This is a genomic window from Sporosarcina ureae (assembly GCF_029267015.1).
In the GTDB taxonomy this organism is placed as follows: Bacteria; Bacillota; Bacilli; order Bacillales_A; family Planococcaceae; genus Sporosarcina; species Sporosarcina ureae_D.
Window position 1 is genome coordinate 1 of the sequence record NZ_JARIEA010000056.1, and the last position, 11,320, is coordinate 11,320.

At 42.5% G+C, this 11,320-nt stretch carries 11 protein-coding genes; 6 read left to right on the forward strand and 5 right to left on the reverse strand.

Annotated features, from left to right (window positions below; genetic code table 11):
* Positions 1-299: 299 nt before the first annotated feature.
* The 4 genes from Q7P97_RS08665 (at position 300) to isdG (ending at position 3,477) form a co-directional block, all read left to right on the forward strand.
* Positions 300-1,397, forward strand: coding sequence for a LysM peptidoglycan-binding domain-containing protein (locus tag Q7P97_RS08665; protein WP_303968809.1), 1,098 nt, complete (start codon positions 300-302; stop codon positions 1,395-1,397).
* A gap of 6 nt (positions 1,398-1,403) precedes the next feature.
* Positions 1,404-2,273, forward strand: coding sequence for a phosphotransferase (locus Q7P97_RS08670; protein WP_303968810.1), 870 nt, complete (start codon positions 1,404-1,406; stop codon positions 2,271-2,273).
* Between the two features lie 12 nt (positions 2,274-2,285).
* On the forward strand, positions 2,286-3,011 hold the full coding sequence (locus Q7P97_RS08675) for a YebC/PmpR family DNA-binding transcriptional regulator (protein WP_303968811.1): 726 nt from the start codon (positions 2,286-2,288) through the stop codon (positions 3,009-3,011).
* Positions 3,012-3,156: 145 nt separating this feature from the next.
* Complete coding sequence (gene isdG / locus Q7P97_RS08680) at positions 3,157-3,477, forward strand: heme oxygenase (RefSeq protein ID WP_303968812.1); 321 nt, start codon at positions 3,157-3,159, stop codon at positions 3,475-3,477.
* Between the two features lie 73 nt (positions 3,478-3,550).
* Here the strand turns inward: isdG and Q7P97_RS08685 are convergent, their stop codons facing one another.
* The 3 genes from Q7P97_RS08685 to tatA are packed head-to-tail and all read right to left on the reverse strand — an operon-like array spanning position 3,551 to position 6,393.
* Positions 3,551-5,299 (reverse strand): GMC family oxidoreductase, encoded by a 1,749-nt coding sequence (locus Q7P97_RS08685; RefSeq protein WP_303968813.1) that lies wholly within the window; start codon positions 5,297-5,299, stop codon positions 3,551-3,553.
* Positions 5,300-5,316: 17 nt separating this feature from the next.
* Entirely contained in the window at positions 5,317-6,156 is an 840-nt protein-coding gene (locus Q7P97_RS08690) for a gluconate 2-dehydrogenase subunit 3 family protein (protein WP_303968814.1), read from the reverse strand.
* A 33-nt stretch (positions 6,157-6,189) separates the two neighbouring features.
* Positions 6,190-6,393, reverse strand: a complete 204-nt coding sequence (gene tatA, locus Q7P97_RS08695) for a twin-arginine translocase TatA/TatE family subunit (RefSeq protein WP_303968815.1) — start codon at positions 6,391-6,393, stop codon at positions 6,190-6,192.
* A gap of 686 nt (positions 6,394-7,079) precedes the next feature.
* Between tatA and Q7P97_RS08700 the strand changes: the two genes are divergently transcribed.
* Positions 7,080-7,595, forward strand: coding sequence for a GNAT family N-acetyltransferase (locus Q7P97_RS08700; RefSeq protein WP_303968816.1), 516 nt, complete (start codon positions 7,080-7,082; stop codon positions 7,593-7,595).
* Between the two features lie 66 nt (positions 7,596-7,661).
* Here Q7P97_RS08700 and Q7P97_RS08705 read toward each other — a convergent pair whose 3' ends face one another.
* Positions 7,662-8,285 (reverse strand): hypothetical protein, encoded by a 624-nt coding sequence (locus tag Q7P97_RS08705; protein WP_303968817.1) that lies wholly within the window; start codon positions 8,283-8,285, stop codon positions 7,662-7,664.
* Between the two features lie 153 nt (positions 8,286-8,438).
* Between Q7P97_RS08705 and Q7P97_RS08710 the strand changes: the two genes are divergently transcribed.
* Positions 8,439-9,005, forward strand: a complete 567-nt coding sequence (locus tag Q7P97_RS08710; protein WP_085426378.1) for an NADPH-dependent FMN reductase — start codon at positions 8,439-8,441, stop codon at positions 9,003-9,005.
* 798 nt (positions 9,006-9,803) lie between these two features.
* Here Q7P97_RS08710 and Q7P97_RS08715 read toward each other — a convergent pair.
* On the reverse strand, positions 9,804-11,081 hold the full coding sequence (locus Q7P97_RS08715; protein ID WP_085426965.1) for an IS110 family RNA-guided transposase: 1,278 nt from the start codon (positions 11,079-11,081) through the stop codon (positions 9,804-9,806).
* Positions 11,082-11,320: the final 239 nt, after the last annotated feature.

Genomic DNA, 11,320 nt, shown 5'->3' on the forward strand with positions numbered 1-11,320 from the left:
AAGCGTCCGCCAGCTGGAGCTTCAATCCCTTCGTACTTGCTAAGTAACTCTCCCATTGTAACTACTTTCGTTCTTAAACTGAATCAGGTCAAGGGTAATTTCTAATTCATGTACTTTTTAACTAACATTCTCTACTGATCTGACCTAATTCGCAACCATCCTCTATTCCTAAGGATGGTTTTTTATTTGTAATAAACTAGTCCCCGTCGAATATACATAACAAGAGAGGAAGCCTACACATATTGTCACAGAAGTAGGCGTCCGTTCATACGATGGATTGATGGAAGGGGGAATAGTTAGTGGAAGTTCATATTGTCGTCAAAGGTGATACATTATGGAAGATCGCAAGACAGTACGGTATACCGTTCGAGGAACTGAAGCGGGTGAATGCTCACCTAGCTAATCCGGACTATATCGTTCCCGGCATGAAAATCTTTTTGCCGATGGATAAGAAAAAGCCTCATCATAAGGGTGATCACACGAAACCGCATGAGAAGCCACACGAGAAACCGCATCAGGAAAAACCACACCATGAGAAACCTCACCACGAAAAACCGATGAAGCCGCCACATCAGGAGAAGCCTTCTAAACCAGCGCCTCCACAAGCGAAACCGCCAGTGCATCAAGTGCCGCAACTACCACAAGCTCCACCGATGCCGCCGATGCAGCAGCAACCTGTGCCACAACCGCCAATGCAACAGTGGCCAGCACCCGCACCACCAGCAATGCCACAACAACCGCAGACTCCACCGGCAGCGCCTCATATGCCGCAAATGCCACCAAGTATGCAAGCTCCACCTATGTGGCAAGCAGTATTCCCAGTTTGCGGATGGATGCCGATTTTCGATGCAGACTGCCATCCACATATGCCGCAACAACCGATGCAACAGATGCCGCAAATGCCACCGCCTGTGCAGGCACCAATCAAACCAATGCCACCAAGTGAGTCACCTAAGTGGCAGGAGGAATCATCACACCATCATAAGCCGGTACCTGCGCCAATGCCAGATGGTTGGCAGCTGATCGAATCGAGTTCATTGCACATGAAGCCAGCTCCAATGCCGCAACCAAAACCGCCTGTCCTGCAACCGATGCCGCAACAACCAGCACCGATGCCGATGCCGCAACAACCGACAATGCCGCCGAAAGCAGATACACCGCCATCGTGGTGTCCGTCAAATCAACAGCATTGCTCGCCGAATTGGCCAGTTCAGCCTCAATGGTCGACACAGCCGGAATGTATGCCAGCGATGCAATGGATGCCATATCCGCACATGATGCCAATGCCGATGCCCCCTATGTGGCAGCAGCCTCCTGGTTATCAGGGTGATTGTGGGTGTAATACCCCTCAACATCAGCCGATGCCAATACCGGAGGACTGGCACCGAAACCAGTAACCGCATATGGCAGACAATCAGCGATTTACCAAAATCAAAAAGAATGTCTGGAAAATGGAGTCTGGCGGAGCTGTGTATTCCATAAAGAAGTACGCATCACTCGCACAAGCTGTGAAGGTTCGGCAAGTTCATCAATTACTTAGTGCACAGCATTTTCCGCATATCGCCCCAATCGTCGACAAGTCGGATCCGTTGCTGATTATGCAGCCATGGCTTGAAGATGCCAAAGCGGTCAACTTTAAAAGAAGAATTGATCGTATTGATTCATTCCGTGCGCTGCAAGCATTACATGATACGAAATATTCGATTGATTGGGAGTCGATTTCCTGTCTTCCGCATTATCATATGCTGGAGAAGTGGGAAGTCCGACTTGCGCGATTTGAAGAGTTACGGGAGATGTGTGAAGCATTTCTACCTTCTTCGACGATCGATCAACTGTTGACGTATGGGAAAGATTCATTGCACATGGCGAAGAAACAACCACCATCTGTTAGTTCTTTGACGCTATTGCATGGAGATGTCGTCCATCATAATATTTTACGGGACACAAATGGAAGGATTTGCTTTATCGATTTTGATTTAGCGTGCCTTGGGACGGAAGAAGATGAACGGGTGTTGTGGATACATCGTGTGTTGCCACAAATTTCGTATAACCCGACTTTTTTGATGGGGGAGCATCCGGCGCTGCAAACCTTATCGAACCAGTCGCTTGCGAAGCTTTTATATCCGAATGAAGTGCTTCGGGAATGGTTGCATTTATTGTCATTACCTTTCGCTCAACAGCAACGGATGGCCAGCAAACTTCTACATTTCACTGATACTGCACTCTCACATTGGCCGAGATTATGGTATGATGTAGAGCGAATGATGAAGTAGGAGGTTTGATCCATGGCAGGCCATTCAAAGTGGAAGAATATCCAGAACAGAAAAGGCGCACAGGATGCAAAACGAGGAAAGATCTTTCAGAAGATGTCGCGTGAAATTTACGTGGCAGCAAAGTCTGGCGGAGACGATCCAGACACGAATCCAGCTTTACGTCTAGCAATCGATAAATCCAAGAGTGTGAATGTACCAAATGATGTCATTCAGCGCGCGATCGATAAAGCAACGGGTTCAGGTGCGGACGAAAATTACGAAGAAGTGATCTACGAAGGGTATGGACCAGGCGGCGTAGCGGTGCTTGTCTATACACTGACGGAAAACCGTAACCGTACAGGACCGAATATGCGTGTGGCGTTCAATAAAAATGGCGGTAGTTTAGGAGAAACGGGCTCCGTCAATTATTTATTTGAACGTAAAGGCCGTTTGTTTATCGAACGTACGGAAGAAACGGACGAAGACGCGGTTATGATGGCGGCTTTAGAAGCAGGAGCGGATGACATTGTGTCAACAGAAGATGGTTTTGAAATTCTGACTGACCCATCCGAGTTCTTGAACGTAAAAGAAGCGCTTGAAGTCGAAGGTTTGGAGTTTGTTTCGGCAGAAGTAGATATGGTTCCATCCGTTTATGCGGATTTGACCGAAGAGCAACAAGAACAATTTATGAATATGATCGATGCATTAGAAGATGACGATGATGTACAAAACGTCTATTCTAATGCATCGGAAGAGTAATGAATGTCAGCCAGTCAACAACTTTTACGCAAGTAAAGTTGTTGACTGGCTTTTTTGTTGTTGACAATGATAATGAGATTCATTATCATTTAACTTAGTTGCTAAAGAAAGCATACTCTTTAGTAGAATAAAAGGGGGAATAAGTATGATCATCGTAACAAACACAAATAAGATTATAAAAGATCGTGGACATGAATTGGTTACACGTTTTGATAAAAAAGGAAAAGTGGAGCAAATGGAAGGGTTTTTAGGACTGGAAGTGTTGTTCACGGATAATTTACCAGATTATGACGAAGTGACGATTAGCACGCGTTGGGAATCTAAAGAGGCTTTTGAGGCGTGGACGAAAAGCGACGCATTCAAGGAAGCGCATTCACATAGCGACGGACAGCCAGGATACGTTATTAGCAATAAAGTGTCATTTTATGATGTTAGAGTAGTGCGTGATCCAATCGTTGCGGTGTGAGTGTAATTAAGTGTTCAGAAAAAAATCACCCCTCACTTTCATATTGCTAAGTGAGGGGTGATCGAATATTGATTTATGCTTTAACGCCAGAAGATTTTGGCTGCGTCAAAAGACCGCCTTTTTCTTTTAAGTACTTTTCAATACCTTCAGCTGCACGGTATGAAAGTGCACCGATTGTTGGAGTAGGGTGGTGACTACTGAAGTGTGGTAGTGCAGATCCGCCAACGACGAATAAGTTTTCCATATCCCACAGTTGCAAGTAGTTGTTTACCGCAGACGTTTCTGGATCTTCACCCATAGCTACGCCGCCAATATAGTGCATACCGCCGTAAGTGTGGTCGAATTGGTCTGGCATTTCATCCTGATCAATAATGTCCGCACCCATTGCTTCCACAATTTCGGTACATTTTTCAATACCGAATTTCGCGATGTTCTTATCTTGTTCTGTTAATTTATTTGTAATACGTAATAATGGATCACCGAACTCATCTTTATACGTAGGGTCCAAGTCCATAAAGTTGTGCCACCAAGGCATAACTGCTGCTGAGTACCAAACCGTTAATGTACGGAAAGCATAGAAGAGTGATTTCTCTTTAAATTCTTCACCCCATGTTGGTGTACCTTTAGGGACGAAGTTATTTTTAATCGCCGCATCTCCGTATTGACGAAGTTCGATACCGCCACCGTGAATGAAGTCTAAATCTGTGTGGTCAAATAGGTCCGCGTCATAGTCACTTAAAGCGCCACCTAATCCACCAGCACCCATGTAGTAGTTGAATTTCTTGTCATTAAAGAATCCTGTTGCGCCTAGGAACGTACTGTTGAATTGTCCTGTAAAGTTACGGCCAATCGTTCCTTTTCTAGTCTCAGGGTTATAGATTTCACCGATATCCGATAGCATGAGCAAGCGGTTATTTGAGAATGTGAATGCCGCAAGCACGACAACGTCAGCTGGTTGTTCGAATTCTTGTCCTGTTCTTGTATCCGTATATAAAACGCCTGTCGCTTTTCCGTCTTTATGTATAACTCTACGGACAAGTGAATTGGTTCTGATTTCACAGTTACCAGTTTTGCGAGCGGTCGGAATAACTGTTGCTAGAGGATCTGATTTTGAACCGAAGTCACAGCCGTACATTGTACAGAATGAACAGAACATACATTGGTTCAACGTTTCACCATCAGGATTCGTATACGTTTGAGACATGTTTCCTGAAGCCATTTGATAAGGGTGTAAGCCGATCTCTTTAGCCGATTCTTTAAACAACTTAATTGCAGGAGAAGCTATCATAGGTGGGTTTGGATACTCATTTGATCTCTTGTCACCAAGTGGATCAGGTTCTCCTGAAATCCCAGCCGTTTGTTCCCATTTAGCATAATATGGCTCTAGTTCATCATACGTAATTCCCCAGTCACGAATTTGCATGCCTTCTGGAATTTTGCCTTCTCCATAACGTTCGATAGTTTTTGAACGAATTTCGAAGTCATACGAACGCCAACGGTATACGGAACCTGCCCAGTGCATACTTCCGCCACCAAGGTCTGTCCCTGTGTTCATGTCTTTTTGCAAGCGTACAGGTAGTGCAGCATCGCCTATTGAAACACGAGATGTAATTGTATCGCCTGTTAATTTTTCAATCATTTCATGTCTATTTGTATAACGTAACTCATCTTTAACACCTATAAAATCTGAACGTGTTTGATCTTTACCACGTTCCAACATAACGACTTGATAGCCTGCTTTGGAAAGTTCAGCTGAAACGATACCGCCAGCCCAACCACTACCAACGACTACTACGTCTACTTTATCTAATTTTTTAGCCATTTCTGCGTCCTCCTAAATTAAAGCCCTTGGTAATTACGTAAACTTGAAGGCTCCATTACAATAAACTCTTCTTCTTCGATTTTATCTAAAAAGCTCATGATCGGCCCAGGGTATTCTTTCATTCTCCAAGCTTCCATATTACGATTTCCACCGTAAACAGGATCTGCATAGACGCCTTCAATAGTTGTTTGACGTAACAAGCTAAAGAAGTCTGCGGAATCTACACCACTGAATTTCACTTCACCTTTTTCAAACATTTGTAAGATTTCATCTTGCTGTTCAGGTTCTAAATTAACAAAACGCTCTTTAAATTTATCTTGTGACGTTTTCTCCATTGCGTTAAGCCCTTCAAGGAAAAATGTCCCTCTCGTCATTTTCGTTTGATAGTTAGCCGTACCAGCCGGTAACTTCACAACAGTGGACGATGTGATGACTTCGTTTGTTTGACGTTTTTCTTCTTCATATACGTCCGTTTTTGTAATCGATGGGAAAGGACCGACCATATAGTCATTCGCATTTCTTCCCCAGTTGCTTGCACATTGACGGTCAATGAAATAAGGCACACCTAGTTCAATTGCACCCATTCCGTTTTTATTCTCTGGATAGATTCTTTCTGTTGCAGCAGATAGCAACGCGAAGTCTTCATTTCGACTGAAGAACGTACGTGCATCAAACGTAACTTGCTTACCAGCTTGTGGCGAAACTTCTTTTTTCGAATCTTTTTGGAATTGGCTCGTCAGTAAACCACCAAAGAGGGAGCCACCTAAAAGTCCACCAGCGACAAGACCGCCACTCTTCAAAAACTTTCTTCGACTTAAATCTTGAGTATCTTGATTGGAATCTTTGTTATTCGTCATCGTTTAGTTCCTCCTTCACATTTGTCATTGTAGTTACTTTATGGACTCGGACTTTTCTGAATCAGTCTTTTTGTCTTTATTGTCATCTTCCAAAATGTCATTTGTCGCCTTTTTAAATTCTGCAAGTGTTTTACCGACGGCAGAACCAATTTCTGGCAATTTTCGAGGTCCGAATAAAATTAGAATAATGACTAAGATAATTATTAATCCAGGTACACCGATTGACGCTAAACTCATAAAACTCCCTCCTTTTACATTATTTTTTACATGTTTACAATGTATTGGTAGAGCTCTGGCTAGTTTGCTAAATTCGTAAGGGAATTCTGGCCCTCATATATGATAGTGTTATTCGACAAAAAATGCAAAGTAATTCTACGAAGCTTTTCAAGTTGTTTCATTGTATGAATTAATGAAATAATCTGCTTTAATAATATAATAAAAATAGTTACGAATAAATGTAAAATTAGAAGTAGTCGCAGTATTAAAAAGACTAAGTACACAATTCAAAAGGCGGATTTTGAAAATAGATGAGCAGGGTAGTGGTTTAGTTACAATTATGTATATAATTTCTAAGAGTCGTAAAAAACATACAAAAACACCATGAGAAATCTCAAGGTGTTTTTGTATAGGCGCACACTATTCAATTATTCTAGCGACATCAGATTTTTAACAATCTAGCATTAATTGCTACGATCACAGTACTTAGTGACATTAAAATAGCACCGATGGCTGGGCTTAAAACTATCCCATAGTTGTAGAGAACTCCGGCAGCTAACGGTATGCAGAACTGTATTAAATGTAATTTAATTTGCTGGAATAGTATAGAAAGAATTTTAAAACGGGTCCATGGATTGCATGCGATTTTAAATTAAGTGAGACTTCACTAGTATTATATACATAACTAGATAATGAGGAGTGATCTATTGATAGTAAGAGAAATAGAAATATTGGATGCGGAGAAACTTTCCCGTCTAATGGAGTATGTAGAAGCGAGTTCAGAGTATATGTTGATGGAGGCTGGGGAAAGAGAAAACGATTATGCGCAACAAATCCACAGGATACAGCGTATAAAAAAGAGTAGTAATTCCACTATCCTAGTTGCTGAAAATGAACAAAACGTGTTAGCAGGATATCTATTTGCAATCGGTGGTGATGCGAAACGGAATAGACATTGCGCATATATTGTAGTGGGGATTGCTGAAACTTTCAGAAGACAGGGCGTCGGCACGAAACTATTTATAGAATTGGATCAGTGGGCAGCGGATCATCCTATACATCGATTAGAGTTAACGGTCGTTACTCGAAATGAAGCAGGTTTGTCTTTATATAAAAAGATGGGGTTTGAAATCGAGGGAACTAAAAAGCATTCTTTATGTATCGGTGAAGAATTTGTTGACGAATATTATATGGCCAAGTTCATAGACCCTTCTATCGAATAGACTAGTTACGTCCTCATTCCATTACGAATGAGGACTTTTCAAGTATGTGCATGTGTTTCACATTGTTTATTTACGTACTTCTAGCGTCTCCAACATCTGTTCAAATCGTGCGCCATGGCCTTCTTGTGCTTCTAGGAAATAGTTCTCCTTAATGAGCAATGTGCCACCGTCTACTTCCATCATGTAGATCGTCACAACTTCACTATCCGATTCATCTCCTGAAGTACCATGTAATGAAAGTGCGTTGACTGGCGCAGAAATCGTTTTTTCTTCAAGCGGCATAGTATATTCCTGTTCCATATCTTCCATTACACTTTCTGGCGTTTGATCTTTGACGTATAGAAATGTCATATTCACCTCAGGATACCCTTTAGGCACTTCGTCAATCGTCATGAGCTTGTCTTCTTTTTCACCGGTCTCAAACGTATATCGTTCCGGATCAATATACAGTGAATACATAGCATCGCTGCCTTCGACGAGGTCCATTGTGATAGTGGAGTCTTCTCCCTCAACGGATAGTAAAACATCCATTGTGGGTTCACGCTCCGGCAAAGTTGCTGTTTCTTCAGGTATTTCTTCAACAGGCGTTTCTACTGGCGGCTTCACTTCATCAGTTGGTTTTTCTGTTGCTGAATTACAACCGACAAGTAGTAGCGACATCGCAATACTCGCATGGATTATTGTTCGCATACAGCTTCCTCCTTGAAAAGACATAGAACTGCTTTATATGTATACGTTTACATGCAAAGAAGGTTTCAAATGTCAAGCAAATTATTAGAAATAAAAATGAGCAAGCGATATGATAAGTCCTGCAGATATTAAAACAAAAGGGAGATTTATATTATGACAATCAAAGTAAAAGCAGTAATTGGTAGTACAAGTTCCACTTCATACAATTTAAAATTAGTGAAATTCATGGCTAAGCGCTATAAAGAAGAATTGGAAATCACACCCGTTCTTATCAACGACTTAGAAATGTTCTCTATTGATATTGAAAGCGAACCAACTGTAGCTGTACAAACATTCAAAGATGACGTGAAAGATTCAGACGCAGTGATGTTCGCAACACCAGAATATAACTTCTCTATTCCTGGCGCAATGAAAAATGCGTTGGATTGGTTGTCACGTGGCGGCGACTTTACGTTACATGGTAAAACGGGCTTTATCGTAGGGTCATCAATGGGAGTTTTCGGTTCAGTAAGAGCGCAGATCCACTTACGCGAAATTCTTTCGAACCCAGCACTAGCACCTAACCTATTGCCAGGCAATGAAGTGTATATTGGTGCGGTTCACACGAAAATGGACGAAGAAGGAAATATTACAGATGAAGCAACAATCGCATTCCTTGATACGGTTGTACAGAATTTCATCGCTTTCCATAAGAAACAGCAAGCAATGGCTCACGCATAATTAGAATGAACGGAGCTGTCCAAGTCGTCATTATTTTAAATGACGACTGGTGACAGCTCTTTTTTGATGCGAAATAGTATGCGATAAGAAAACAAAAGGCTGGCAGAGGTGTTGGGGAAGGGGATTGGTGCTTCGGAGGGGACGCTTTCTGGAGGGCGGGCGGTGAACCACACCCCGTCGCTTCGCTCGCAGGGTGTTTCACCTGTCCCGCTGATCCTCCCAGAGTCGCCCCTCCTACGCTCCAATCCCTTGCAGTGTAAGTGGATGATACTTTATGTTGTGCATTGAAATTAATGTTGTAACAGGCATTGAACTTCAGTACTTGAATCTAAATAAGTAAGGGTAAAACAATAATTCATACACTTCCTACAGTGAGTGATCTAAGTATCCGTACTATCAATGTAGGATGGAAGCGGAAGCTGGCGGCGACTCCCTCTTGAAAAGGTGATGATGACAAGGCTTGTCGCATTATTCTATTGACCCAAAAATATTTTATATGACTAGTAAAGAGAATCGTCTACCTGAAAGTACATACTTTTGTAGATACTGTAAGTAAAGGATAACGCTGCGCTACCAGTTACAGAAACTGTTAATTTAATATGGCATGCACTATGGATCTCCAAGTACCTTATGATGACGAACCCTCCCACATCTCTTAGCGTCATGCGCTGACATTCCTTCGTTCGGTCTATCATAAGTTGGAGGCCGGCGAGATGCTCCCGATGAGGCTCGAGGCCTAATGTACGCCGCTGGTGCCAGCTTCTCCGTGTCATGAATAGAAGTTTCAGAATGCCAACCTCATGCTACTAATTGTAAACAGTGAAGGTCCGCAAGCATTTGCTCACCATCAAATTTTCGCTTTTTTGTACACATGGCATGAAGAACCTTTAGTAATTTGCTACATAACACGACCATCGACTCCTTCTTACGAAGGGGATTTTGAGGTCGTTGCGTATAATACTGATGAAGCTTCATAAAGGCAGGGTTGTTTCTAAGGATTGGATGCATTGCTCTGAATAAAATAGCCCGTAATCGTCTTCGTCCTCGTTTAGATATCTTCTTCATTCCCTTATGTTTACCAGAGGAATTCTCATGTAACGTAAGTCCCGCTAATTTAATTAATTGGCGTGGACTTTCAAAGTCAGTAAAACTTCCAATCTCCGCTAAGAGACCGGAAATAGTTCTACGGGAAATTCCCGGAAATGAAGCGAGATATTCATAATCAGCCGTTTGGACAATTAAGGATTGTATTTCCTCTTCAATCATCGCAAGTTCTTCCTCGAGTAGACGGTATTGGCGAATGAGACATTGTATCTCCCGTTTAGCTCCCCAAGGAGCCACGGTGATGCCAATGGATGTCTGAGCTACCTCAATGACTTTAGCTGCTATTTTGGGTCGCCTTTGCTTCATCTGACTCGCTTTCGCGCATTGATCCGCTAAATCGGCTGTTGTCATATTGACCAGCTCTGCAGGCAACGGGGTTGTCTCCAACACACCTAGAACCATGGCTCCAAAATCTGAGAATACCTCGAATAGCTCAGGGAAGTATTTATCTACCCATCGATGAATTCTGTTTTTCAAAATGGTGCGGTCGTCTATTAAAGTTTGCTCAAGCGTGAAACAGGAACGAATATTTGCTGCTTGATCCCGAAGAAGCTTCGGATATGAGAAACGACCATCTTTCATTAGCCGTGCGATCGTCAGAGCGTCTTTCTTATCGTTTTTGGTTTGCAGATTATCATCTAATTCCTTAACTTTCTTCACATGCATCGGATTGATAACGACCAGTGGTATACCGTAGTCCTCTAGGAAATATGCTAAATTCAACCAGTAATGTCCTGTAGGCTCCACGCCCACTATCACATGCGATTTATCGAATTCTTTCATACCCTCTAGTATTTCTTGATAGAACTGTTCAAACCCTTTACGCGTCTGTTTAACGAGAAATGCTTTTTTCAAAACACGTCCACGTTCATCGACAAAGGTTGCGTAATGATTATGTTTAGCAATGTCGATACCTATCACTAATGTTTGTTCTGTGACTTGATTAATTTTAGTATTTTCTTTAGAATTCATGTGAGTCCTCCTTGGTTATAATTAGGGGTCAAGCCGTCGACGCCTTGACACCCCGAATCATACCAAGGGGACTTTTCTATTTCAATAGGGTTCCACTAACCAAACAGGAATGCTCCCGATGGATCAGCCCGATCAGGTGAGACAACCAAAGGGAGCCTGCGACCTGGTTGGCTCACCGCGGGCCCATGGGAAAGCGTCCGCCTGGAACGTCGGTAAACGGTGCCCTTCCACTCACCAAT

Coding starts and splice junctions, on each gene's coding strand:
- Q7P97_RS08685 (WP_303968813.1), bottom strand. CDS start 5,299: ATGGCTAAAAAATTAGATAAAGTAGACGTAGTAGTCGTTGGTAGTGGT.
- Q7P97_RS08705 (WP_303968817.1), bottom strand. CDS start 8,285: ATGCGAACAATAATCCATGCGAGTATTGCGATGTCGCTACTACTTGTC.
- Q7P97_RS08710 (WP_085426378.1), top strand. CDS start 8,439: ATGACAATCAAAGTAAAAGCAGTAATTGGTAGTACAAGTTCCACTTCA.
- isdG (WP_303968812.1), top strand. CDS start 3,157: ATGATCATCGTAACAAACACAAATAAGATTATAAAAGATCGTGGACAT.
- tatA (WP_303968815.1), bottom strand. CDS start 6,393: ATGAGTTTAGCGTCAATCGGTGTACCTGGATTAATAATTATCTTAGTC.
- Q7P97_RS08715 (WP_085426965.1), bottom strand. CDS start 11,081: ATGAATTCTAAAGAAAATACTAAAATTAATCAAGTCACAGAACAAACA.
- Q7P97_RS08670 (WP_303968810.1), top strand. CDS start 1,404: ATGGCAGACAATCAGCGATTTACCAAAATCAAAAAGAATGTCTGGAAA.
- Q7P97_RS08675 (WP_303968811.1), top strand. CDS start 2,286: ATGGCAGGCCATTCAAAGTGGAAGAATATCCAGAACAGAAAAGGCGCA.
- Q7P97_RS08690 (WP_303968814.1), bottom strand. CDS start 6,156: ATGACGAATAACAAAGATTCCAATCAAGATACTCAAGATTTAAGTCGA.